A 23,474-nucleotide genomic window follows, 5' to 3' on the forward strand; every position below is an offset into this window, starting at 1 on the left:
TTTCTATCTCCACAATTGATTGGATTTTAGCAAGTGGAATTTTACTGATTATCTTTAAATTACTGGATGCTGATATGTCATTTAGTTTATTCTTTGCGGTATTTACGATTTCATCGATTATCGGATTACTCAGTATGATTCCGGGTGGATTAGGTGCATTTGATTTAGCATTTATTTCACTTTTAAGTTCACACGGTATTCCGAGCGAAAAAATATTACTTGCATTATTAATCTATCGATTTGTCTATTACATCGTACCGTTTATGATCGCGTTAACACTCATTATGAGTAATTTACCGACGATTATGAGTACATATATTAAAGACAACGATTCTTATACGACACATTTAATACAGTCATACGTTAAACATATACCAAGCGCAGTGACAGCGATTATTTTACTCATCACAGCGTTCGTACATTTAACAGGTAGTGTCATTATCTTATACAATATATCATTTGACCATTCGTCAGTGTCATTCATCATGTATACAGTAGTAATCACCGGTGCAATGTTGCTTGTTATATCTTCATACGGAGTGTTTAAACAGTCGTTACGTGGTATGTTGATGGCCCTAATCGGTGCAGTAATGCTATGTGTCGGTGTGTTGTTTACTTACGGAACTGTCGTCAGTGTTATATGGCTTGTCACAATTATCGTCATGCTATTTAACCAGATGAAAAACTGCCGTTACATCATATATCCACTAGAACCAAAGCGATATGGATTATTATTTATGATGTTCGTGTCAGGTTCAGTATATACGTATTTTATTTCACGCATATCTCTTAAAGAATCATTTAAAAGTATAACACTCGTTGAATCTATAACTTTAATGACCGTTGTGCTCGTTGGATTAGCGATTCTTTTATCCGCAATTTTAAAATCTCGTATTAAACGTGAACTCGGTCAATTACTCGTTCAATGTATTGATAAAAATGATGTTCGTGAGATTTTAAACACATATGGTGGAAACTATTTAAGCCACCTCGCATTTAGCGATGATAAATATATATTTAGTAATGAAACTAAGAACGCCTTTATTATGTTTAGTATCACGAAAGACCGTGCAGTTGTTCTCGGAGATCCTGTTGGAAACGAGGATTCTTTTGAAGACTTATTAATGGAGTTTTACGACACGTATCAACCACTCGGATTGCGCATCGTATTTTATCAGGCACAGGAAAAATATTTGCCGCTCTATCATAATTTCGGTAATGTGTTCTTTAAGCTTGGTGAGGAAGCTGTAATCCCGTTAGATAATTTTACTTTAAGTGGTAAAAAGCAGCGCGCATTCCGTGCGACGATGAATAAATTTGAAAAAGAGGGATACTCTTTTGAAGTCGTAGACACGTTATCTGAAAAAGATTACAACGCATGTTTACGTGTGAGTAATCATTGGCTCGGTGTAAAAAATGAGTTGTCATTTTCTGTCGGTCAATTTGAAAAAGACTATGTAATGGCTGCACCAGTCGGTTTAGTGCGTGACGAAATCTATAACGTCGTCGGATTTTGCACTTTCATGCCTGTCGATGACGAACGACTATCCGTCGATTTAATTCGTTGGAGCCCAAATGTCGACTTACCAATGATGGACGTTTTATACATTAACATGCTACTTTACGCACAAAATCATGGCTATAAATACTTTAATATGGGGATGGCGACATTATCTAACGTCGGATTAAATAAATACGGTTACTTACGAGAAAAATTTGCAGCAATCGCTTATGAAAAACTCGGAGACTACTATAGTTTCAGTGGGTTACGTCATTATAAATCTAAATTTAAACCACATTGGGAGACACGATATTTAGTGTATAAAAAATATGACTCGATATTATTAAATATTATTCGAGTTCTTCAAACAATCCATAAAAAATAATCTCAAGTTCAATTGAACTTGAGATTTTTTATTCATAAATTTATGGGAATTTAGGGAATTGATCAAAGTCTGGTGAACGTTTTTCTTTAAACGCATCGCGACCTTCTTTTGCTTCATCTGTCGTGTAGTAAAGAAGCGTTGCGTCACCAGCGAATTGTTGAAGCCCAGCGAGTCCATCAGTATCAGCGTTCATCGCTGCTTTTAAGAAACGAAGTGCTGTTGGTGAATGTTGCATCATCTCTTCACACCATTTCACTGTTTCGTCTTCTAAATCTTCTAGTGGTACAACCGTGTTTACTAAGCCCATGTCTAACGCTTCTTGTGCGTCATATTGACGGCATAAGAACCAAATTTCACGTGCTTTTTTATGTCCTACAATACGTGCTAAATAACCTGAACCGTAACCAGCATCAAATGAACCTACTTTTGGTCCTGTTTGTCCAAATCTTGCGTTATCCGCAGCAATTGTTAAATCACACACAACGTGAAGTACGTGTCCACCACCAATTGCATATCCAGCAACCATTGCGACAACTGGTTTAGGCGTTACACGAATTAAACGTTGTAAGTCTAATACGTTTAAACGTGGGATTTGGTCGTCTCCAACGTATCCACCGTGCCCGCGTACTTTTTGGTCTCCACCTGAACAAAACGCTAAGTCACCTTCACCAGTTAAAACAATCACAGAAACGTTCTCGTCATCTCGCGCGCGACTCATCGCGTCGATCATTTCTGAAACAGTTAACGGTGTGAATGCGTTACGCACTTCCGGTCGGTTGATCGTAATTTTAGCGATACCGTTATAAAATTCGTACTTAATTTCTTTATATTCCTTTAATGTTTTCCACTCACGTGTCATTGTTTTCCCTCCGATAAAAATTCGTGGCATAGTTTTACGAATGTCTCTTTATTTTCAAGGTGGACGTTATGGCCACACCCTTTAAATATATGTAAGCGACTATTTTTAAGTTGCTTATTCATATTATCCCCAATTTTAACAAACTTTTCATCTTTTTCACCGGCGATAATTAAAACGTCGTTATCTTTATTTAAATCGTCCCAATAATGTGGCTGAATACCTGTTCCGTATTTACGTAGACTATCTGCTGCTTCAATATTATTTTGACTCAGTCTTTCTTCTCGTTGCAATAAAAAAGATTTTTCATCTAACAGTTTTTGACTTTGAAATAACGGTAACTCTTCCCATTCATCTATAAACGCTTTAAAATCTGTTTCAAGTCGCTCTCTACGTGATTCGTCGATTTTAATACGCGCATGTCGTCGGTCTACTTTACTCATTCCTGGCGACGTGGATTCTAATATAAATTTAGAAAATCGTTCACTATAATTTGCAAGTAGTGACACTGCAACACGCCCGCCCATCGAGTATCCGTACACATGAACATGTTTTAAATGTAATGTATCGATAAGCTGAACAATACTTTTAGCAATATGATTCATATCATAATCAATACCGACACTTTTCGTTTTCCCAAAGCCAGGTAAGTCTATAAGTAAAGTGTTCACATCAGTAAATGCTTTAGCAAGTTTTCTCATAGAACGTAAATCTGATAAAAAACCGTGTAAAATGATTAGCGTTTCGTCGTGACCATGATCATTAAATTCATAATTAAAATTTAACATGTTGAACGAGTGCCTTTACCTTTTGTTTTAAATCATTATGCTGCTTTACGTTATCTTCACGGTCTGTTTTAATTTCAATGAAGTTACGACCTTTTTGATTTAAAATTTCCTCTGTTAAATCATCTACGGATTTAATTAAATCATAATTAAATCCATATAATTTCGCTGCATGTGAAAAGTCTAAATCAAGCGGTGTTCCAAACAATCTCTCGAAGTGTATGTCGTGCTCTTTTTGAGGTAAATAACTAAAAATATTACCGCCATTATTATTAAAACAAATGACAGTGCCGTCTATCTCTTCAAGCTTCGACATGACAAGACCATTAATATCGTGGTTTAATGACACGTCTCCGATAATTAACGTCATCGGCATCTTCGTTCCAACACCAAATGCCGTTGAGACAACACCATCTATACCGTTTGCTCCGCGATTTGCTAATATATTTAATCGATTAAATACATCATACCGTTCAAAGTCACGAATCGGCATACTACTTGAGACGAATAACGTTCGATCATTATTAGTTCTTTTAATAATTTCATACATATAGCGTCCTTCGTCGTCATAGTTTTCAATTTCATCATTGATCAACTGCTTAATATCTCTATCGACTTCGTATAGTACATCCACTGAATGATCCGATTCAATGAGTAACGCATCTAACGTTTGTTTAACGTCACCAACATAAGTGACGTCTGGAGTTTTCGGAAATGTTTTAACATCGATAAACTCACTTATTAATATTTGTTTTAAAGACGTCTGTTTTAAAAATTGATTCGTCGATTTGGACGTCACCGCTTCACCGATACGTAATATAAAATCAAACTGTGATTCTAATTCATTACGTTGTTCATCTGTTAAATTCATAAATATTAAGTCATGTGTTGTAACAACACGTGATAACTTCGTGCGCTCACTGACTCTTGGGTCCATTATAAACGTGAGTTGCTTATACTTTTCAAAGTCAATCTTTTCTAAACTACAGTCCGTTTCACCAATAATGACTAATCCATTTCCTAGTAACGGCTCTATATTCGATTCTACAGTAATAGATTCTTGAATGAGTTGTTCTCTAAAAAAGCAATCTGTTCGATTTATATTTGGCATTAACGGTTCACGAACCGGAATATTAATGTGTACAGGACCTTTTAAAATCCCGTCAAAATACTGACTCGCTTGAAGTACACGATCTTCAACGTGAGACATATTATATTCACTTTCGTCAGCAATCGGAAGTTCTGTTTCAAATTTTACATAGTTCGAAAACATATTCGTTTGTTTAATCGCTTGTGGTGCGCCGACATCTCTTAATTCATGTGGACGGTCTGACGTTAAAACGACTAACGGAATGTGCATTAACCCCGCTTCAGACACACTCGGTACGTAGTTTGCTGCTGCTGTTCCAGAAGTACATAGTATGCCGACTGGTTGTTTTGATGCTTTACTTAACCCGAGCGCAAAAAAACCTGCACCACGTTCGTCTGGGTGGATATATGTTTTAATGTGTGGATGACATTCACATGCGATCGCAATTGGTGTCGAACGAGATCCTGGACTAATGACGATTTCTGTCATCCCTTTACTGTATAACGCGTCGACTAACGTAAAAATTTGTTCAGTTAAGGATTCTTGATGAGTCATTCTAGCGCCTCCAATACATCTAACATCGGTCTAAATTTCGTTCTAGTCTCTTCGTATTCAGATTCTCCTGTAGATCCTTTCACAATTCCAGCACCCGCGTAAAGCGTCGCACTTTTACCTGTAATGCGCATCGAGCGCAGTGCTACTGCAAACTCAGCTTCGTTAGACTTTGAAATGACGCCAATAGGTGCTGCGTATAATCCACGCGTAAAGTATTCTTTTTCCTTTATATATTCTAACGCACGATCCTTTGGTAACCCTCCGACAGCAGGCGTTGGATGCAAGGCGTGTAAGACGTCGAACAAGTTGCTTTCCTTATTAAGTGTCGCTTCGATTGGTGTATATAAATGATAAATAAATTTATTTTCTAATATACGCGTATCGTCATAATAAACTGAACATGTATAAGGTTTTAAGTCTTCGACGATTGAATCCCTGACGACGATATGTTCAAAGTGGTTTTTTTCATCGTTTAAGAAATCTTTTTTATTTTGTTCGTTTACCGTGTCGTCATCTTCTCTACGAATCAATCCAGCGATTGCGTGCGTCGAGAGTTTTTCATCTTTTAAGTAAAATAGCTTCTCTGGTGTTTTAGAAACGAACGTCGACGTCCCACGTTCATAAAATATCTTGAAAGTATCTGACTCTACTTTTAAACGGTTAATTAAAAAATTTGGATCAATTTCATTTTCAAATCGAATAAGTAATTCTCTTGATAAAACGACTTTTTCAAAGTCATCATCTAAAATGTCCACTGTATTGTCAACAAGTGCTTTCCAAGCTTTTGGATAAATTTCATGATGGCTCGATATTTCTGGAAATCTGAAGCGAGGCTCTGCCACTTCGATTCCACGCAACGTATTCACGATTAATTCAGCTAAATTTTCTGTTTGAAGGTCTTCTTTCTTTAAAATAAGAAACGCTTCCTGATTGTGTAAATCAAATTGCCATGATGCAAGGATAAACTCGACCATTTTAAAATCGATCCATTCATCAGTCGTTTTTTTATCGTCAAAACGTGTGCCACCAAATAAGTGGATATCCCCGACTAATCCATCATTTAATTTAACATGTTGAATATTATTAAATAGGCCATTTTTTTGAGTGTTTAAAATGTCCGCATTAAATTGTTTACGATTAATTGAATCGATATAGTCAACACCTATTACGTTAATATCCGCTTCACGTGATTTAAACCAGTATCTTTCGCCTTTTTTATGATTAAAGTGCATAAAGATTTTGGACGGCGTTATATCGAAATCTTTCGTACTAAAATGTAATGCCAAATATGATGTGTTTGAATCTATACCAATCTCATCAATAAGTGATTGCGAGGACTCAATATGCATTATACTCACATTCCTTTAATATAATTACTTTATATTTTATCATCTTTCCAAAAAACTGTGTACATAGTTCGCCATAAAGTATGATAGAATGTTGTACAGTTATCTTTAAAAGGAGATTTAAAATGCAACATGCAGATGTTCTTACCGGATACAAAAAATATATTAGTTTAACACGTCCCCATACATTGACCGCGGGATTTGTCCCTGTGTTTGTTGGGACAGCGGCAGTACTTCCATTTGGAAATGTAAACTTTTTAATGTTTTTCTTAATGTTAACTGCGACAATTTTAATTCAATCCGCAACAAATATGTTTAACGAGTACTACGATTTTAAACGTGGACTCGATAGTGCAGATTCTGTTGGAATCGCCGGTGCCATCGTACGAAATGGTATTACACCGAGACGTGTGTTAACTTTCGCACTTACATTTTACTTTATTGCAGCGCTTATTGGATTATACATTGCATACGAAACTTCTTGGTGGTTACTCGTCATTGGTGGTATATCGATGGCTGTCGGATACTTATATACAGGTGGTCCTGTTCCAATATCATGGACACCTTTTGGTGAAATATTCTCAGGAATATTTATGGGACCAGTCATTATTCTTATTACGTTTTACATCCATTTACAAGAATTACATATGTTTCCATTCGTATTATCTTTACCAATTATGATTACAATCGGCTTGTTAAATATGTTTAACAACATTCGTGATCGCGTAAAAGATGCACAAAGTGGACGACGTACATTCGTCATTCTCGTAGGTAAAGATACGGCTACTCAAGTCGTTAACTTTTTACTAATACTATGTTTTGCATTCGCAATTATTATGGCTTTTACAAATTTATGGCCATCATTATTTTTACTTTTACCGTTACTTTCATTTAAATTGTATAAAAAAACAATGCAGCTTTTAAGAGACGGAGATTCACCAGTAGAGCTCATTCCAGCGATGGCTGCGATGGGCAAATTCAACACGATTTACGGTTTATTACTGTCAATCGGCGTATTATTATACGGTTTATTTATACATTAACCAATTCTTGAAAACGGCTATATATTTGACTAATTGTCATATATACTTAAATTATTCACACAATATTGGAGGCATAATAATGAATTTAAAACACTTTTTAGTTGCGGGTGCAGCTTCTACATTACTACTTACTGCTTGTAACACTGATGATAACAAAACAAGCGAAAAAGAAAATGGTACAGAAGAAACTGCAACGACAGAATCAAACGAATCAGTAGTTAAAGACGTTGACGTAAGCGAAAACGACTTAAACGAAGCGATTGAATATGATGGCGAGTATGGTAAATACGTAATTACACGTATCGATACTATCGATATCGAACCATCAGATGAAGAAAAAAAAGCAGATGAAAATGCTACAGCTAAGAAAGCTGTCGTCATCGAATATGAATTCACAAACAAGTCATCAATCCCTACTGCAGGAAACGAAGCATTTGCTTTAGACCTTGCGGTACGTCAGTTCTCAGAAACTGGGATGATTGCAACGGATAACTTAACATTAGATATTCCAGAAGATAGTGAATATCACGCACTTGTCAACGACTCTACAAAAACACTTCAAACAAATGAATCTACTAAAGCAGTAGTTGCATATGGTCCAGTAAATCCAGACGAAAACGAAGTGAAAGTTCAGTCTCGCGAAGACGAGTCATTACTTGATCTTGTTTTAAAATTTAAATAATAACTTTTTACAACAGTATGCTGATGATGTGCTACCCAAAAGTTGGACTTTTGAACTTAAGCGGATTGTAAGGTATGTTTCCTGAATTCTTCAGGAGACATGCCTTTTAATTTTAGCTTAATTCTATCTTTATTATAGTATCTAATATATTCATGTACTGCGATCTCTAATGCTTCATATGTCTTGAATACTTCTCCATTTACTTCAATATCTTCTCTTGATGGGTTTGTATCTTATCAAGAGTAAATTATGAAAAAAATGGTTTAAATCAATGTTCTTACTTTAAGTACATGTGTTTAACGTAAATGATAATTAGTTAAATATAAAAAGGTTATCCCAATCAATAGGATAACCTCTTTATACTTTACTTTATGATTTGGATTCGCCACTTCAAAGAAGAAATGAAATCAGAGCATTGAATGTTCCATTTTCAAACAATATATAAATACCTAGCCCAATGAATACAATTGGTGCAATCCAACGTTCATATTTCTCAATTGTTTCCGATATAAAATCGAAGGAAGCTAGACGGTAACTGACATAGCACAAAACTCCAACCATAATAAGAAAGACAATAGTGACAATAAAGATTTCCGACATACTTAAGGTCGTGAAGTACGGTATATAAATGGAAAAGTCATCCGCACTGGAAGCCAATACGATGAAAGTCATCGTCAAAAATAACTGATTAAATTTTCCAGAGGAGAATAAGGATAAAATGCTACTTTCATCTTCATCCTCTTCTCCTTTAATCCATATTTTCACGCCTAGGTAAAGTGGTAAAAGCCCAAGTAGTCCGATAACCCATTGCTGAGGAATTAAATTTACAATCCCCTGTGCAACTAAAAGACTTGCTCCTATCACAATTGCAGTCCCTATATATTGTCCTATCCAAATATGTTTTACCTGACCTTTTTTTACTTGCGAAAACAAAAGAATTAATATGACGAGATAATCAATTCCTGTTGCTACATATACCGCAGTAGCCGTCAGTATCGTCGCGATCATTTTATCGTCTCCAATATTTTAGGGATAGGACTTTTCTTCAAAATGAAAAGTCCTTCCGTAAATTACACACATATAGTACCTATTTATCCTTCACTCTCATCAGTCGCAAACTATTTAATGCTACCAAAATAGTGGCTCCCATATCGGAAAGAATCGCAATCCAAAGGGTTAGCCAGCCTGGAATAACCAATAGTAAGGCAATTATCTTAATTCCGATGGCAAACGTGATGTTCGCTTTGATGATATTTAGCGTTTTCCTGCTAAGTCTTACTGCAAATGGAAGCTTACTTAAATCATCTCCCATTAATGCAATATCAGCTGTCTCGATGGCAGTATCTGTTCCAGAACCGCCCATTGCAATGCCAACAGTGGATGCAGCAAGTGCAGGAGCATCATTGACGCCATCGCCAATCATAGCTACATTACCATGCTCGGCTTTCATTTTTTTAATATAGTCCAACTTATCCTGTGGCATCAATTCGGACTGAATATCAGAAACGCCTACATGAGCACCGATTGCTTCTGCGGTACCTTGATTATCACCTGTCAGCATAATTGTTTGCTTGATTCCTAACTGATGAAGTTTTTGAATCACATTTTTACTTGTTTCGCGGACCTCATCTGCTACAGCAATCACGCCGAGGATTGTTTGGTCCGTTCCAATAATCATGGCCGTTTTCCCTTGGTTTTGTAAAACTTTCACTTTATTTTCAAACTCAAGGCTAAAATCGGAAACATTTAATTCTTTAAAAAGCCTTGGACTGCCAATATAATAGGTTGTTCCATCTATATTCCCTTGAATGCCCCGACCTGTAATAGAAGTGAAGTCTTCCACTCTAACATCGGAATAAGTAATATTATCTTGCTCTGCTTTCTTCATTATTGCTGAAGCAAGTGGATGTTGTGATTGATATTCTAAAGCTGTAATAATGGAAAACAGCTCTTTTTCTTCCACTTGATCATTTAACACTTTAAAATCTGTTACCACTGGTACACCTTTTGTCAGTGTTCCTGTTTTATCAAATGCGATTGCCTTAATGGCTCCTAATTCCTCTAGATAGACACCGCCTTTAATCAACACACCTTTTTTAGCTGCATTTCCAATTGCCGAGACAATCGAGATTGGAGTAGAAATAACTAATGCACACGGACATCCAACTACAAGTATCGCTAATCCTTGATAAACCCAAGTATCCCAACTTCCACCAAAGAATAAAGGTGGAACGACTGCAACGAGCGCCGCAATAACCATAATGATCGGAGTATAATATTTCGCAAATTTATCTACGAATGCTTGCGCTGGAGCGCGCTCCCCTTGTGCTTCCTCAACCAGATGAATAATCTTGGAGATGGTTGTATCCTCTACGTATTTGGTGATTTTTACTTCAAGTAGTCCCTCTTCGTTAAGCGTACCTGCAAATACTTCATCATCTACCGTTTTGGCAACAGGGACAGATTCTCCTGTTATAGCAGCCTGGTTGACAGCCGACACCCCATTTATAATGATCCCATCCATGGCAATTTTCTCCCCTGGTTTGACGATCATAATATCACCCACGGCGATATCGTCCACATGGATCATTATTTCCTGACCATTCCGCCTAACAAGTGCTTCTTTTGGAGCAATATCCATCAATGAACGAATGGACTGTCTTGCTCTATCCATAGAAAAACGTTCAAGTGCTTCACTGATTGCAAAGAGAATGACAACAATGGATGCCTCTGCCCATTCACCAATGATGGCAGCTCCAATAACTGCAACGGTCATAAGGGTTTTCATGTCGAAATCAAAGCGTATCAAATTTTGAAAACCAACTTTAAATAGTGAATATCCGCCAATTACAATCGAACTTACAAATAACATGGAAGTTACAAGGTTATCTTCTCCATTTACAAAGTGAGAAAGGTAACCAAAAGCAATCATTAATGTGGCAAACAGCAATGTGCTGTGCTTTTTATAAAACGGTATTTTCTCTTCTTTAAGAGCCTTAGTGTCTTCTTTGACCGCTTGTATCGATGGATTCGCCAGTTTTTCAGGAATTACCTTAAGATTCTCGAAAGCACCTGCTTTTTCAAGCTCTTCAACCGATGCATTTCCATATACATCAATTTTGGAAGCTCCGAAATTGACTTTAGCATCATGCACCCCTGGTAGTTCTTTTACATTTTTTTCAAACTTCCCAGCACAGTTTGCGCAAGAAAATCCCTCCACACGGTAAACATTTTTATCTTCTGTTACCACTGGTTCGACCCGTCTTTTAGTCTTCTCTGGTGCCACTTTAAGATTCTCGAAAGCACCAGCCTTTTCCAGATCTTCAACAGTTGCACTGCCAAAGACATCAATTTTGGAAGCTCCGAAATTGACTTTCGCATCATGCACCCCTGGTAGTTCTTTTACATTTTTTTCAAACTTCCCAGCACAATTCGCACACGAGAAACCCTCCACACGGTAAACCTGTTTATCTTCTGTTAATGTTTTTGTTGAACTATCCAATACTAGCAACCTCCCTTTGATGCAAGAAAGCTTTTTCTACAAGCTGTTTAACATGCTCATCATCTAGTGAATAATAGACTAATTTTCCTTCTTTACGGTATGTTGCTATACCTAAATTTTTCAACAATCTTAAATGATAGGATGCCGTAGCCGTTGAAGATTCAATGATATTCGCTACATCACAAACACATAACTCTCCCTCTAAAGATAAAACATAAGCAATTTTAACCCTTGTATCATCTGACAGAGTCTTAAAAACTTTCGCTACATCCATAGGATTCTGTTTAGCAAGCTCTTTTTTAGCCCTGTTTACCTTATCTTCGTGAATACAGGTAACTTCACACATATCTTTTGTCATAATTATCCTCCTTATTCAAATGACTGTTAGTTTGATGATTATAATATATCATACCATAAACAAATAGTCAAAAGATTGTTTGAATGATATATAATTAATATTAAAAAGGATTGATTTCTAATGTTAGAAACCAATCCCTTCGGAGATTTTAACCAAATTTTAAAGTATCTTAAACATAACTGCCCTGTTAGTTTAAGTACATTTCTTCACAATTCAATTATAGATTAACTTTTAACTATTCATTATTGTACAATTCTCCATATAATTTCTGAATTTGGTTTTTTAATTTTTATTTTCCTCCTCTAATTCCTTAACTCTTGTTTTTAAAGTCTTAACAAGAACCCCTTCAGATTGAGAGCTTTTCTCAGATTTTGATACTATATTTGATGTTATTTAACCTTTACGAAGGGATTCGATTCTTTGCCTAATATCTTGTTCTTTATAAAGCCATGATTTAGAAACTTTGGCTTCCTTTGCTATTGAATTAAAATTAATAGCTTTACCTTCAATCGAAAATTTAGAAATCGCTTTGTCTACTTTTCCCCTTGTCTTTTGTGATTTCTGCTTCGCCAAACGTACAATTTCTGTTGTATTTCTAACTTGTTTATCCATTGATAATAACCCTGTCAAACTTCCAATGATTTGTTCTAAACGCTCTTTAACACGGCTATTAGTCTCTATTTGTCTTTGCCATTGTTTATCCTTTGCTATGGTTAATAACTCTTCTGTACGCTCTAACTGTTCTTCGTGCTGTGGTAAGAATTGCTTACTGGTACAGAAGTGAGTGCAATCTAAGCATGCATTCGCATGTGGACAACCACCTGATATTACTGGCAATCTACAATAACCATTTGGAAGCACTTGTGCATTTATATTTTTCTTGAACCATTGAAGCACTACATCATCGACTTCACTATCATCATCTAGATTGAGCACATCTCCTCCTAAACTACTTTAACTACTATTATTTATTATACTATGGTTAATAGGTCACCACTTGGATGATTATGTACACATACTATCGCAGTACATGAAGTAAGCAATGCTCGGTTAAATATTTCTTTTGGACTTACTAAAGTTGAATCAACAGTTCCTTTAAATAATGTTTCTTCATAAAGTACCTTATATTTAGTGCTTAAAAATAGAACATGTTTTAATTTCATTAATATGGTTATATAAATAGTAAGAATATTTAGAAATGAGTGCTAATATGTTTACATTAATTAAAAACGCAGATTTATTTACTCCAAAGTCATTAGGCAAAAAAGATATTTTATTTACTCAACATAAAATTTTAAAAATTGACGATCATATCGATGTCACAGATCTTCAAAAAATGTTTACTGTTAAAGTCATCGAGGCTAATAATAACTACGTCGTTCCTGGTTTTATTGACCCACATATCCACTTACTCGGTGGTGGCGGTGAAGGTGGTTTCCATAAGCGTACACCTGAAGTTCAACTCAGTGACCTTATAAAAAGTGGTTTAACAACTGTCGTTGGACTACTCGGAACTGACGGCACGACGAGACATGTTTCATCCCTACTCGCTAAAGCGCGTGGATTAGAAAAAGAAGGTGTCACTACTTTCATTTACACAGGAAACTATGACGTACCTACACCGACAATTACAGGGAACGTTAAAGACGATATTATTTTAATCGATAAAATCATCGGTACTGCTGAAATTGCAATAGCCGATTCACGATCAGGTCAACCGAGTACGCATGAACTCGCAAAAATTATTGGAGATTCTCGTGTTGGCGGATTAATAAGTGGTAAAGTTGGTGTTACACATTTCCATACTGGACCTGGTAAAGCGTATTTATCTCAATTACATGAGGTACTCGATGAGTACGAACTACCCGCTTCAAAATTATATGCAACACATATTAATAGAAGTAAAGAGCTAATGAACGACGCGATTTCTCTCGGTAAAAAAGGATCATTTGTTGACATTACATGTGATTATGATGAGGCATTTGGATGGGTCAAATATTACAAAGAAAATAATGGAGCTCTATCACAACTGACATTATCTACTGACGGTAATGGGAGCTTACCTAAATTTGATGACGACGGTAATCTACTCGGCTTAGACGTCGCACCAACGGATACTATTTTAGAGACAGTGAAAAGAGTCGTACAACATAATATTCTTTCATTAGAAGAAGTTTTATGTTTAGTGACAACAAACACATCTAGAGCTTTAGAACTAGAACATAAAGGAAATATCGCGAAAGACTATGACGCAGATATTTTAATTATTGATAAAGACACATTTAAACTTACAGAAGTATTTATGAAAGGTAGACAGATGATGTCACGTGGTGCTGTCATTGTAAAAGGGACGTTTGAATAATTAAATTAGAAAGTATGTGAATCACATGAAAAGAAAGCCTACGTTATTTCAAGCAATATTACCAATCATTATAATGCTGTTATTATTATCTATTGGATTTGGCGTCTTAAAACTCAGACCTGAACCATTATTAATATTATCATCTGTTTTTGCTGGTCTAATCACTCTAAGACTAGGCTATAGTTGGAAAGAGATGATGGATGGTATACAAGAGAAGATTTCACTCGCTATGCCCTCAATCTTAATATTGATTTCAATCGGTATACTGATCGGAACTTGGATGATTGCTGGGACAATTCCGATGCTAATATATTATGGTATACAACTCATTAATCCGCAATTCATACTCGTTATATCATTTGTTGTTGCTGCTATAATTTCAATAGTTACTGGTACATCATGGGGTGCTGTTGGAACCGTTGGTGTTGCTTTAATCGGTATCGCAACAGGTCTAGAAGCAAATATTCCGGCAACTGCAGGTGCAATCGTAGCAGGTGCTTATTTTGGAGATAAACTATCACCACTTTCAGATACAACAATATTAGCGCCGATTGCTGCAGGAACTGAATTATACGAACATATAAAACATATGTTATGGACAACTGTCCCCGCTGCGTTATTATCACTAATTATATATTTTATCGTCGGTCTAAATGTGAAATCTTCAAGTATAGAATCACCTTTAGCGACAAATATGATTCAAGAACTCGATATGATGTTTAACTGGAATATTTGTTTAATTATACCTCCACTTATTGTCCTAATAGGAGCGATTAAAAAATATCCAACATTACCAGTGATTATATTATCTTCAATCGTTGCTGGAATTACAGCGATGATTTTCCAAAAATCTACATTACAAGACGTATTTCTTTCAACTGTAAGTGGTTTTAACGTAGATATGGTATCAAAAATAACAATTACTGAAGAAGAAGTAATGCCTGAAGTTCTTAGACTAGTCAACCAAGGTGGTATGGAGTCTATGACGTCCGTAACACTTATTGCTTTCGCTGCTTTTGTGTTTGCCGGCATCATTACAACGTCGGGCTCACTAGAAGTTATCATTGAAAAACTATTAACTGTTGTTAAAAAGACTGGAGATTTAATATTAGCTACGGTTTTATCTTGTTTAACTATGGCACTAGTAACTGGTAACTCTTACCTCTCAATTATAGTTCCTGGTGAAATGTATAAAGACACATATAAGAAAAAGCAATTAGATCCTAAAAATCTGTCTAGAACTTTAGAAGATTCTGGTACTGTAGTTGTCCCAATTATCCCGTGGTCAAGTGCAGGAGTCTTTATGGCTGGTACATTAGGTGTGCCTACTCTATCTTATGCGCCTTGGGCAATACTTTGTTATAGTGGTTTTATATTTGCAATAATACTTGGCTACACAGGTATTGGCATTACTAAACTTGAAGAAAAATCCACACAAAAATAGAGATGTTTTTAAACATCTCTATTTTTTCTGCATTTAATTCACCTTAAAACATCGCAGTACGCTTCGTTAAAATAAATTTCGTACCTGTGACGTCATGCGCGATTTCTCCACCTTCAATGTAGATTTTAACTGATCGCGCTTTATGTACATGGTTGTTAAAGTCACGATATCTAATTAAAATTCTCGCATTAAACGCTGTTCTTTCTTCGATATAAACGTTTAGTTTAATTACGTCATGCTCTATAACCCCTCGTGAATCCACTGCTGGTGTCCCATATTCATAATCTGTCGTAAAATCATAACCTTCAATTGTAAAATCCTCAAAATGAAACGGATTTGCATTGTTGTTTATAATTCTAAATTGCAGAACACGACGGTTTTGATCGTTCGTAAATGTCTTTACTTCATCGATTTCTAAATAAGGTTGAGTAAGTAACACTTGAGACTTGCCACGAACTCTAAATGCTAAAATTGCTGTCGTAATAGCAATGACTGCAATTATAATCGATAAAATACTAATGACGTCTAGACTTATATCCATATAATCACCACTCTCTTAATTATAATAATAACAAAAAAAGCATGTTTTCACGAAGAAAACATGCTTGATTTATTAAATATTATAGGTAAGCACCACAGTTAGGCCATGGTTGTGCACCGCGTTGAGCATATAACATTTTTGCACGCATTGTTTGTTCTTCAGCAGATGCTTGAGAAGCAACTCCTGTACCACCTACTGATGCCCATGTACCAGCGTCAAATTGGTATAATCCATGGTAAGTTCCTGAAGCATCTACGATGTTCGGGTTACCACCTGATTCACACATTGCAAGAGCAGCCCAGTTTAAACCATCGTTTGATGATGGAGCTGATGCTTTTGGAGCACTGTACGAATAGTTTGGTTCATTATATGAGTAGCTTGGTGCTTCATACGTTTCGTAAGAAGAATAGTTCTCTACTACTGGAGCACTTGCTACATATGATTCGTTGTTGTTAAATGAGTTATCAAAATCAGAGAAATCCGAACCAACTGGTGCGTATTTCCATACCCATCTTTCTCCATCTGATTTGAATTTGAAAGTTGTACCTTCAGAATCAAATGAGATTTCGTAAGCTCCTTCTTGAACTGGTGCTTCGTTTAATTTTTCTGGATTATTGATTGCAAGTTTTGCAAGTTTTGCTTCATCAACATTAACTTCTGATGCATTTGCTTGAACTCCTGCTAATGATGATAAGCTTAAACCAACTGCTAAACCTGTTGTTAAAATTGTTTTCTTCACTATGAAATCCTCCTAAAAAATGTAGAATCATTTCTTTCACTGTACATACTATAGCACGTCTAAATATTACTGTGGTTACAGCAATATTAAGAATCACGCCCATATTTGACAGGATAATTACATAGTATTTCATTACTCAGATACGATTAACCAAAAAATCACTCCAAGACCTATTTCTATAAGGTTTGAAGTGATTGTGTCAGGCGTGTAACAGATTGTAACAATCGTCATTAAACACCTCTTTGATTATCATAAATTAGTGCGTGAAGTTGAGGTAATGGCTTAAAATCATTAGCTTCAGGATCATTTAATACCATTTCCCATAACTCTTTTAAATCGTTTAATAGACGGCGACTTATATCGCCACCTTCATAAGGGTCCGGATTCCCAACACTCACATAAAAATTTCGATTATAATTTTTATATCTATTATATACGTATTTCGCATAGTCAAAATCTTCTTCATTAAATATAACGACTTTTAAGCTGAAATTGACATTCGCTTCATGTAGTTTATTTAATATATCATCGAGAATCTTAAAATCTGTTTCCATTTTAGAAGATGGTGGTTTCGGAGAAATTGTTAAATCATCTATTTTTAAAAACCAATCTTGATAAATAGAACCTTGAGTCTCTAGTCCAACTTTCACATCATCATTATGGAGCATATCAATTAGATCATTCATCGGTTTATTAATAAGTGCAGGGTTTCCACCTGTAATCGTCACATGATTAAAATTTCTTCTATTATCTATGTACCCTATTTCTTGAATTTTATTATAGACGTCTTCTGCTGAAAGGACGTTCGCCTTTTCTTCACCATTCCACGTAAAGGCACTGTCACACCACGCGCATGAATAATCACATCCACCTGTACGAACGAACATCGTCTTTCGACCAATGACCATACCTTCACCTTGTATAGTTGGTCCAAAAATTTCCATAATAGGCATTTTCTTTTGTTGTCTCATTAGCGTAACTCCCTGTATCTCGCCGATGTTTTTGGCGTTTCTGATACTGCAACTTCTACAACGTTATCCATATTTAACTCATTTTTGATTTTTTCATAGAAGAATTTTGCGATATTCTCAGAAGTTGTTTTAAAATCAAACACGTCATTTAAATGTCTGTGATTGAGATTTTCATCTATAAATACTTTAATTGGCTTTAATAAACCAAAATCTGTAACAAAACCATCATCATTGAGTTCGTCTGAGCCTAAAGTCACTTTAACGATATAATTATGACCGTGCAGTCTTTTGCATTGATGTCCTTCTGGTAAGTAATCTAATTGATGACTCGCACTAAAATGAAACTCTTTTGTTATTTCATAATTGTAAAACATATTCGTACTCCTTGTATAAACTCGTTATATACATTGTATCATTTAAAAAAAGACAAAAAAATACGGCAGTTATTTTCATAACTGCCACCAGTTAGTCACCAAACTGGTTAAATCCCTTATATAATAAGGTTTATGTACGGGCACGGAGAGATAAATAGACAGTTTTGACTAGGGTATAAACGTTGTTACCGCAACGGTTATGCCCTTTTTGTATCTCGTTAATTCTAGTCAATTACAGAGTAAAACGCCCCGTTTTTCGCCCCGTATTATAGCAAAATAATTCTTTTTCACTTAATAAATATCCTGCATAGCTATCGAGGGAAATTGTATCAGTATCACCACTAATTATAGCATATTCTATAGCATTCAATAACTCCTGTACGGACTTCATATAATTATGGATCAGCACACTTTCATGATGATTAGAACTAATTCTAAATAGTTCTAATCTATCTAGTAAATCATCTACTTTATAAATCATGTACAAATCGTTTTTGTTTAAGTTCATTAAATGTACAATTATCTTCTCTATTTCGTGTACATATTTAAAATAGTATGGTTTTATAATAAAATATCGGCTCATTTTAAGCACCTACCTATATTTCTTTAAATAAGGCTCGTTATGAGGTTTCTCGTTATTTAGGTATTATAACATTAGTTTACCTCTTAACGCTCCTCTGTGCCCTTCCTGTGAGGTCAATTTTTAACACCTTCACAAAAAATCGTTATAGTTCGGTTTTTTCCGTCATCATTCTCAATACTCGTAATATCATAGATATTATTTTTGTATTCTATCTTATGCCAGTGTTTTATTCCTTCTCGATAACGTATTATAAAGCGTATAAACCCTTTTACGCCTCCTAGTCCACCCGCTGAAATAAAATCTCGACCTTTAAGCGTTCTTACGTCTGCATATGGTCTAAAAATAACAATATCCTCATAATCGCTTGGCATTGGTGGTATACGTTTACGCTCGATAATGTTTATTCTTTGATTAAAATGATATGCCATTATATTCACTCCTTACTGTGCTCTAATAAATTCCTCGTAATGCTCAAATAAGCCTACATAAGCATCGAGCATACTTGCTGTACCGTCTATTCTTCTTTTAGCTGTTTGGTTTTTAATCGGTACAATATTACCGTTTCTATCCGTCAATATACTTGTGTTTGTTAAGCACCATTTAAGTAACGGGTTGTTATTGTAGTTAATTCTTTTCGCTTTTAGATCTGCACCCATGTTCTGCATCGGTAAACTTAACGTTCTTGCACCTTGGTGACACCTCACCATTTTAAAGCCGTGTTGTTCCATTTCATCAACCCAATACCTCGCACTGTAGTTGTCGTAATATATCCACAACGGTGTAATGCCGTAATCTTCAAGCATTTCCTTAAACCAATCTGTAATATCACTATAGTCAATGGTATTACCGTTACATAGCCTCAATAAGCCCTGCTCGTACCACTTGTCATAGGGTATCTTTTCTTCTTCTACACGCTCATAGAAGTTATCACGAGGTAACCAGTACATTTGGTGTACATATCTCTTTTCTGTTTCTGGATCCATGAATAACAGTGTGGCACACGATAAGTCTGTAGTAATACTTAAGTCTGCACCACCAATAGCGTAACCGTTTCTAAAATCTTCTATATCAAACGTTTCTTCATTGTTAATATCATCAAAACTTAACCACGATTGCTCTGCTGTACTTCTTATGTTGAAGTCTTTAGTGAGTACACCTGTTAAGTCGTTCGGTGAGTTCTTTGCACGTTCTACTTTACGCTCTAAATCACTCACCTTTTTAATGCTATTGAGTGACGGGTTGGCTTTCTCCCACATATTAGGGTCTTTCCATTCCTCTTTACTATCTAATTCATAAATAATCGGTAAAAAGTGCTCATCTTTAAAGTTACCGTCTACAATATTACAAGCGTACTCGTACATATCATCAAAAATAGTACCTCTTAACGTTCCTGCGGTTGTAATCATGATTAATAAAGGTTGTCTACGTGCTGATTGAGATTGTTTCATTACCTCATACATGTTTCTATCTTGTATGCTGTGTAACTCGTCTATTACAACGAGATGAGCATTTAAACCGTCTAAACTGTTTGAGTTCTTACCGAGTGCCATTAATTTGCTAAATGTATGCGGAAAGTATAGATCACTCTTACGCTTTCTTACGTGATTAGATAAAAACTTACTTTGTTGTACCATGTTGTGTGCCTCATCAAATAGAATGTTGGCTTGTTCCTTTTTAGTAGCTATCGAGTATACTTCACTACCACCTTCACCGTCTGCAATCAGCATATACAACGCCAATGCTCCAAGTAGTGTAGTTTTACCGTTCTTACGCCCGATATAAAAGAATGACTCTGTAAATCGTCTTAAACCTGTATCTCTATCGACAAAACCAAATAAAGCATTGATATAGGCTTTTTGAAACAACTCGAGTTCAATTGGTTTACCTGCCCATTCACCTTTTGAGTGCCTACAAAAACGCTCGATAAATTCAATTGGGCGGTTGGCAAGTTCTAAATTAAATTCAAATTGCTCACTTTCGTACATATCATTTACAAGTTGTTCGTACTGCTTGTACAATCTTTTACTTACAACGATTTCACCGCTTTTCATTTTCTCAAAGTATTCAACCATGTAATTCATTAGTTACCACCGAGAAAGTCTAATAGTTCATCACTTGCTTGTTCACTATTTGGAAGTAATTCAATCAGTTGCTTAATGATATTACTGTAGCGTGATAACGTTGTATTATAGCTTTTTAGTGCTGGGTGTTCACGGTAGTATTCCTGACTACCATTCTGAAATAAATCTAATACGCCTTCTTTTTTTATGATTTCTCGCAAATTGTTTAATGTTGCATTAATGAATACGAGTTCATCATATAACGCCGTTGCTATTGGTTGTTTATTGTCGGGTACTTCCTGTAAACTTTTTTCAAGTTTCTTAAAATTAAGGTTAATCTGTTTCATATCGTTCAATCCTTTCCTAAATTTGCCCCATATCGTTAAATTTTTCGTGTGGAGGAAAAGTAAACTCCCCGCACCGTTCCCCGAGCCCCGCACTCGCTGGGAATGAATGGGGGTACTCATCTTTTTATCAATTGTCCGTTCTCATCAAAGGTTAGTCCTTCTTCCGTTGCATCTGTTTTAAAGTGTTCTTTGTTATGACAATCTATACATAGGCTTTCTAGTAGACTCCAGTTCAAACTAACGTTAGGATCATCATAATTACTATCGTTTAAGTAGGTTTTATGGTGGCATATAGTCGCTACACCACCACAACGCTCACAAATATAGTTTTTACTTTGCATATATCCATTACGGCACTTTCTCCACGCTTTAGACTTGTAAAACGCTGTTCTATCCATGATTTGACTCATTTATAAGCGTTAAAGCCGTAAAAAGACTATCAATTGTACGTCTTAAGCGTTCGCTATCCTCTGTTTGAGTGTCAAACCATAGTAAAAGAATGAATTTAGCAACGTTTTGGGCTACTGGGTGAGCCTCTTTATCATTTGGGCACTTATACCCTGTACTAACCTCAATATAGCTAGGAATAGCATTAATTAATGGAATAATTATCTCATCAGCGTAATCATCATCTATTCTTAAGAACTCTCTTGCCTCTTCTAATTTAATAATCATTTTATTCACTTCCTTATTAAAATAGGACACTAGCATTACACCAGTGCCCTAATAAATTATTTATACTTCTTCAACTGGAGCAGTTAGTTTAATGAATGCCTCATCTACTAAAGGTTTTGTATCTGCAATTGCCATTGCTCTATAGTCGATTAAACCACTTCTAAATGATGACTCACGAGATACTTCAAGCATCATACCGTCTGAAATGTTTACGCCCATATATTTAAAGTCACCGAGTAAAATAACGCCGTCATCAATGTGATCATCAATGATAACCTCTTTACCTAAAATATGACCAACCGACTCATTGCGTGGGTCTTGTAGGAAGATAGGTCTGTTGTTGTTATCCACGATTGAATACACTGTGTTATATAGCGTTGCGTTGCTCATTGCAAATTTTGCATTGCTAGAATATCCACGCTTTAATTTAGCGAGTGCTTTCGTAAAGTCTAAATACTCACCTTTTAAATCTAGAGTGTTTGTGTCGTTCCACTGAACGCCAGTTAATAGCCCTGTGCCTTGTTCTTTACCTGTTCCGTTAATTACTGCATCAGCGATTGCCTCCATAACACAAGAAGTTAATTCCTCTGTTACATATGACTCGAACGCTTGAATTGACATTTTGTGTGCTTTAGCACTGATAGAGAATACTTTGATAATCTCGTAACCGTCAAATTGGACAGTAGCAGTTTCTACAATTTCAGCATCAACTAACTTACCTTCTGTATGCCATTGTGCTTTGTCGTGTGGTGTTCCAATTGGAATAGCAATCTTTGTAGGCATATTGAAACTACGAACGTGTGCAAGTAGTCCGCCTTGCTTTTTAGCTAATCGGATAACCTCGTTAAGTGTTTGAGTTGGTAATACGGCAGATGAGTTTGTAGCTGTGTTAAAGTTGTTCGCTCTACCTTCTACCTTTTGCTTTTCCATTGCTGTATTGAATGTACGTTCTTCAATACTTGTTAATTCTTGTCCGAGCATCTTTTTGAAGAATGCTAATCTGTATTCTTTTGTATCAAAAATGTTTTCAGTCGGTACTTCCTCTTTAAAGTTCATTTGTGTAATTGGGTTGAAACTTCTTTCTTCCGTAGCGTTTTCTTTTTTCTCTAAAATATTTTCTTTCACTTTCATCAGTCCTTCAATTTCAATATTTAATTTCTTCACGTCTGCATTTGGGTTAGTGTCGATTTCCTCGTTGATTTCTTCCGCACGTTTCTCAATTTCATTCATTGAGTAATCACGGTATTTGTTAAAGTATTCTTGTACTGTATTCAT

24 protein-coding genes and 2 pseudogenes are annotated in these 23,474 nt (G+C 35.7%); 5 read left to right on the forward strand and 21 right to left on the reverse strand.

Annotated elements, in window-relative coordinates; translation table 11 throughout:
* Positions 1-5 precede the first annotated feature (5 nt).
* Complete coding sequence (locus CJ229_RS03105) at positions 6-1,886, forward strand: phosphatidylglycerol lysyltransferase domain-containing protein (protein ID WP_317846632.1); 1,881 nt, start codon at positions 6-8, stop codon at positions 1,884-1,886.
* A 40-nt stretch (positions 1,887-1,926) separates the two neighbouring features.
* Here the strand turns inward: CJ229_RS03105 and menB are convergent, their stop codons facing one another.
* From menB to CJ229_RS03125, 4 genes are read right to left on the reverse strand one after another with little or no spacing between them, the layout of a single operon-like run.
* Positions 1,927-2,745 carry a 1,4-dihydroxy-2-naphthoyl-CoA synthase gene (gene menB / locus CJ229_RS03110; RefSeq protein ID WP_040928528.1) on the reverse strand — a complete coding sequence of 273 codons (819 nt, stop codon included), beginning with the start codon at positions 2,743-2,745 and terminating at the stop codon, positions 1,927-1,929.
* Positions 2,742-3,530, reverse strand: a complete 789-nt coding sequence (menH, locus tag CJ229_RS03115; RefSeq protein ID WP_068130696.1) for a 2-succinyl-6-hydroxy-2,4-cyclohexadiene-1-carboxylate synthase — start codon at positions 3,528-3,530, stop codon at positions 2,742-2,744. The genes menB and menH overlap by 4 nt, the downstream gene beginning before the upstream one ends.
* Positions 3,517-5,172: a 2-succinyl-5-enolpyruvyl-6-hydroxy-3-cyclohexene-1-carboxylic-acid synthase gene (menD, locus tag CJ229_RS03120; RefSeq protein ID WP_102167404.1), complete on the reverse strand. Its 1,656-nt coding sequence runs from the start codon at positions 5,170-5,172 to the stop codon at positions 3,517-3,519. The genes menH and menD overlap by 14 nt, the downstream gene beginning before the upstream one ends.
* The gene (locus CJ229_RS03125) at positions 5,169-6,521 is read right to left on the reverse strand and encodes an isochorismate synthase (RefSeq protein ID WP_317846620.1); all 1,353 of its coding nucleotides are present in this window, start codon (positions 6,519-6,521) and stop codon (positions 5,169-5,171) included. Before CJ229_RS03125 ends, menD begins: the two co-directional genes overlap by 4 nt.
* 122 nt (positions 6,522-6,643) lie before the next feature.
* Between CJ229_RS03125 and CJ229_RS03130 the strand changes: the two genes are divergently transcribed.
* Positions 6,644-7,561, forward strand: coding sequence for a 1,4-dihydroxy-2-naphthoate polyprenyltransferase (locus CJ229_RS03130; RefSeq protein WP_070456944.1), 918 nt, complete (start codon positions 6,644-6,646; stop codon positions 7,559-7,561).
* A 79-nt stretch (positions 7,562-7,640) separates the two neighbouring features.
* Entirely contained in the window at positions 7,641-8,243 is a 603-nt protein-coding gene (locus tag CJ229_RS03135) for a DUF5067 domain-containing protein (protein ID WP_102167405.1), read from the forward strand.
* Positions 8,244-8,299: 56 nt separating this feature from the next.
* Here CJ229_RS03135 and CJ229_RS08810 read toward each other — a convergent pair whose 3' ends face one another.
* From CJ229_RS08810 to CJ229_RS08815, 7 genes and pseudogenes are all read right to left on the reverse strand, one after another.
* A complete protein-coding gene (locus CJ229_RS08810; protein WP_084778812.1) occupies positions 8,300-8,452 on the reverse strand; it encodes an IS3 family transposase in 153 nt (50 codons plus the stop codon).
* Positions 8,453-8,633: 181 nt separating this feature from the next.
* Complete coding sequence (locus tag CJ229_RS03140) at positions 8,634-9,251, reverse strand: CadD family cadmium resistance transporter (RefSeq protein ID WP_102167406.1); 618 nt, start codon at positions 9,249-9,251, stop codon at positions 8,634-8,636.
* Positions 9,252-9,330: 79 nt separating this feature from the next.
* A complete protein-coding gene (locus tag CJ229_RS03145; protein WP_317846621.1) occupies positions 9,331-11,745 on the reverse strand; it encodes a cadmium-translocating P-type ATPase CadA in 2,415 nt (804 codons plus the stop codon).
* A complete protein-coding gene (locus CJ229_RS03150) occupies positions 11,738-12,103 on the reverse strand; it encodes an ArsR/SmtB family transcription factor (protein ID WP_068128936.1) in 366 nt (121 codons plus the stop codon). Before CJ229_RS03150 ends, CJ229_RS03145 begins: the two co-directional genes overlap by 8 nt.
* Before the next feature lie 235 nt (positions 12,104-12,338).
* Positions 12,339-12,715: pseudogene (locus CJ229_RS03155) on the reverse strand (DUF6262 family protein).
* Positions 12,716-12,724: 9 nt separating this feature from the next.
* Positions 12,725-13,045 (reverse strand): annotated as a pseudogene (locus CJ229_RS03160) (transposase); the annotation flags it as partial.
* 29 nt (positions 13,046-13,074) lie between these two features.
* Complete coding sequence (locus CJ229_RS08815) at positions 13,075-13,266, reverse strand: JAB domain-containing protein (protein WP_102167408.1); 192 nt, start codon at positions 13,264-13,266, stop codon at positions 13,075-13,077.
* Between the two features lie 47 nt (positions 13,267-13,313).
* Here CJ229_RS08815 and iadA point away from each other — a divergent pair, with 47 nt between their 5' ends.
* Together iadA and nhaC are read left to right on the forward strand one after the other, a co-directional pair.
* On the forward strand, positions 13,314-14,465 hold the full coding sequence (iadA, locus tag CJ229_RS03165; protein WP_102167409.1) for a beta-aspartyl-peptidase: 1,152 nt from the start codon (positions 13,314-13,316) through the stop codon (positions 14,463-14,465).
* A 25-nt stretch (positions 14,466-14,490) separates the two neighbouring features.
* Positions 14,491-15,909, forward strand: a complete 1,419-nt coding sequence (nhaC, locus tag CJ229_RS03170; protein ID WP_070456951.1) for a Na+/H+ antiporter NhaC — start codon at positions 14,491-14,493, stop codon at positions 15,907-15,909.
* A 43-nt stretch (positions 15,910-15,952) separates the two neighbouring features.
* On the opposite strand, the gene CJ229_RS03175 is transcribed toward nhaC, so the two are convergent.
* From CJ229_RS03175 to CJ229_RS03220, 10 genes are all read right to left on the reverse strand, one after another.
* Positions 15,953-16,450, reverse strand: a complete 498-nt coding sequence (locus CJ229_RS03175; RefSeq protein ID WP_040928544.1) for a hypothetical protein — start codon at positions 16,448-16,450, stop codon at positions 15,953-15,955.
* A 79-nt stretch (positions 16,451-16,529) separates the two neighbouring features.
* Positions 16,530-17,189 (reverse strand): transglycosylase family protein, encoded by a 660-nt coding sequence (locus tag CJ229_RS03180; protein WP_317846622.1) that lies wholly within the window; start codon positions 17,187-17,189, stop codon positions 16,530-16,532.
* 230 nt (positions 17,190-17,419) lie between these two features.
* Positions 17,420-18,160: a 7-carboxy-7-deazaguanine synthase QueE gene (gene queE, locus CJ229_RS03185; RefSeq protein ID WP_102167410.1), complete on the reverse strand. Its 741-nt coding sequence runs from the start codon at positions 18,158-18,160 to the stop codon at positions 17,420-17,422.
* Positions 18,160-18,534 (reverse strand): 6-carboxytetrahydropterin synthase QueD, encoded by a 375-nt coding sequence (gene queD / locus CJ229_RS03190; protein WP_317846623.1) that lies wholly within the window; start codon positions 18,532-18,534, stop codon positions 18,160-18,162. The genes queE and queD overlap by 1 nt, the downstream gene beginning before the upstream one ends.
* Positions 18,535-19,230: 696 nt before the next feature.
* Positions 19,231-19,545 (reverse strand): phage head closure protein, encoded by a 315-nt coding sequence (locus tag CJ229_RS03195; protein ID WP_102167413.1) that lies wholly within the window; start codon positions 19,543-19,545, stop codon positions 19,231-19,233.
* A gap of 12 nt (positions 19,546-19,557) precedes the next feature.
* Positions 19,558-21,198: a terminase large subunit gene (locus CJ229_RS03200; protein WP_102167414.1), complete on the reverse strand. Its 1,641-nt coding sequence runs from the start codon at positions 21,196-21,198 to the stop codon at positions 19,558-19,560.
* The gene (locus tag CJ229_RS03205) at positions 21,198-21,524 is read right to left on the reverse strand and encodes a hypothetical protein (protein ID WP_102167415.1); all 327 of its coding nucleotides are present in this window, start codon (positions 21,522-21,524) and stop codon (positions 21,198-21,200) included. Before CJ229_RS03205 ends, CJ229_RS03200 begins: the two co-directional genes overlap by 1 nt.
* A 116-nt stretch (positions 21,525-21,640) precedes the next feature.
* Positions 21,641-21,922 carry an HNH endonuclease gene (locus CJ229_RS03210; RefSeq protein WP_257993691.1) on the reverse strand — a complete coding sequence of 94 codons (282 nt, stop codon included), beginning with the start codon at positions 21,920-21,922 and terminating at the stop codon, positions 21,641-21,643.
* Complete coding sequence (locus CJ229_RS03215) at positions 21,915-22,199, reverse strand: head-tail connector protein (protein WP_102167417.1); 285 nt, start codon at positions 22,197-22,199, stop codon at positions 21,915-21,917. The genes CJ229_RS03210 and CJ229_RS03215 overlap by 8 nt, the downstream gene beginning before the upstream one ends.
* Before the next feature lie 60 nt (positions 22,200-22,259).
* On the reverse strand, positions 22,260-23,474 hold the full coding sequence (locus CJ229_RS03220; protein WP_317846624.1) for a phage major capsid protein: 1,215 nt from the start codon (positions 23,472-23,474) through the stop codon (positions 22,260-22,262).

Origin of the sequence: Nosocomiicoccus massiliensis, from assembly GCF_002871345.2 — a bacterium.
GTDB lineage: Bacteria > Bacillota > Bacilli > Staphylococcales > Salinicoccaceae > Nosocomiicoccus > Nosocomiicoccus ampullae_A.

What these genes read in the sequence shown, in the direction of transcription:
- CJ229_RS03220 (WP_317846624.1), bottom strand. Translation starts at nt 23,474, where the DNA reads ATGAATACAGTACAAGAATACTTTAACAAATACCGTGATTACTCAATG.
- CJ229_RS03130 (WP_070456944.1), top strand. Translation starts at nt 6,644, where the DNA reads ATGCAACATGCAGATGTTCTTACCGGATACAAAAAATATATTAGTTTA.
- menD (WP_102167404.1), bottom strand. Translation starts at nt 5,172, where the DNA reads ATGACTCATCAAGAATCCTTAACTGAACAAATTTTTACGTTAGTCGAC.
- CJ229_RS03210 (WP_257993691.1), bottom strand. Translation starts at nt 21,922, where the DNA reads ATGGATAGAACAGCGTTTTACAAGTCTAAAGCGTGGAGAAAGTGCCGT.
- CJ229_RS03135 (WP_102167405.1), top strand. Translation starts at nt 7,641, where the DNA reads ATGAATTTAAAACACTTTTTAGTTGCGGGTGCAGCTTCTACATTACTA.
- CJ229_RS03205 (WP_102167415.1), bottom strand. Translation starts at nt 21,524, where the DNA reads ATGAAACAGATTAACCTTAATTTTAAGAAACTTGAAAAAAGTTTACAG.
- CJ229_RS03125 (WP_317846620.1), bottom strand. Translation starts at nt 6,521, where the DNA reads ATGCATATTGAGTCCTCGCAATCACTTATTGATGAGATTGGTATAGAT.
- CJ229_RS03215 (WP_102167417.1), bottom strand. Translation starts at nt 22,199, where the DNA reads ATGATTATTAAATTAGAAGAGGCAAGAGAGTTCTTAAGAATAGATGAT.
- CJ229_RS03150 (WP_068128936.1), bottom strand. Translation starts at nt 12,103, where the DNA reads ATGACAAAAGATATGTGTGAAGTTACCTGTATTCACGAAGATAAGGTA.
- menH (WP_068130696.1), bottom strand. Translation starts at nt 3,530, where the DNA reads ATGTTAAATTTTAATTATGAATTTAATGATCATGGTCACGACGAAACG.
- nhaC (WP_070456951.1), top strand. Translation starts at nt 14,491, where the DNA reads ATGAAAAGAAAGCCTACGTTATTTCAAGCAATATTACCAATCATTATA.
- CJ229_RS03140 (WP_102167406.1), bottom strand. Translation starts at nt 9,251, where the DNA reads ATGATCGCGACGATACTGACGGCTACTGCGGTATATGTAGCAACAGGA.
- queD (WP_317846623.1), bottom strand. Translation starts at nt 18,534, where the DNA reads ATGTTTTACAATTATGAAATAACAAAAGAGTTTCATTTTAGTGCGAGT.
- CJ229_RS03200 (WP_102167414.1), bottom strand. Translation starts at nt 21,198, where the DNA reads ATGAATTACATGGTTGAATACTTTGAGAAAATGAAAAGCGGTGAAATC.
- menB (WP_040928528.1), bottom strand. Translation starts at nt 2,745, where the DNA reads ATGACACGTGAGTGGAAAACATTAAAGGAATATAAAGAAATTAAGTAC.
- iadA (WP_102167409.1), top strand. Translation starts at nt 13,314, where the DNA reads ATGTTTACATTAATTAAAAACGCAGATTTATTTACTCCAAAGTCATTA.
- CJ229_RS08815 (WP_102167408.1), bottom strand. Translation starts at nt 13,266, where the DNA reads ATGAAATTAAAACATGTTCTATTTTTAAGCACTAAATATAAGGTACTT.
- queE (WP_102167410.1), bottom strand. Translation starts at nt 18,160, where the DNA reads ATGAGACAACAAAAGAAAATGCCTATTATGGAAATTTTTGGACCAACT.
- CJ229_RS03175 (WP_040928544.1), bottom strand. Translation starts at nt 16,450, where the DNA reads ATGGATATAAGTCTAGACGTCATTAGTATTTTATCGATTATAATTGCA.
- CJ229_RS03195 (WP_102167413.1), bottom strand. Translation starts at nt 19,545, where the DNA reads ATGGCATATCATTTTAATCAAAGAATAAACATTATCGAGCGTAAACGT.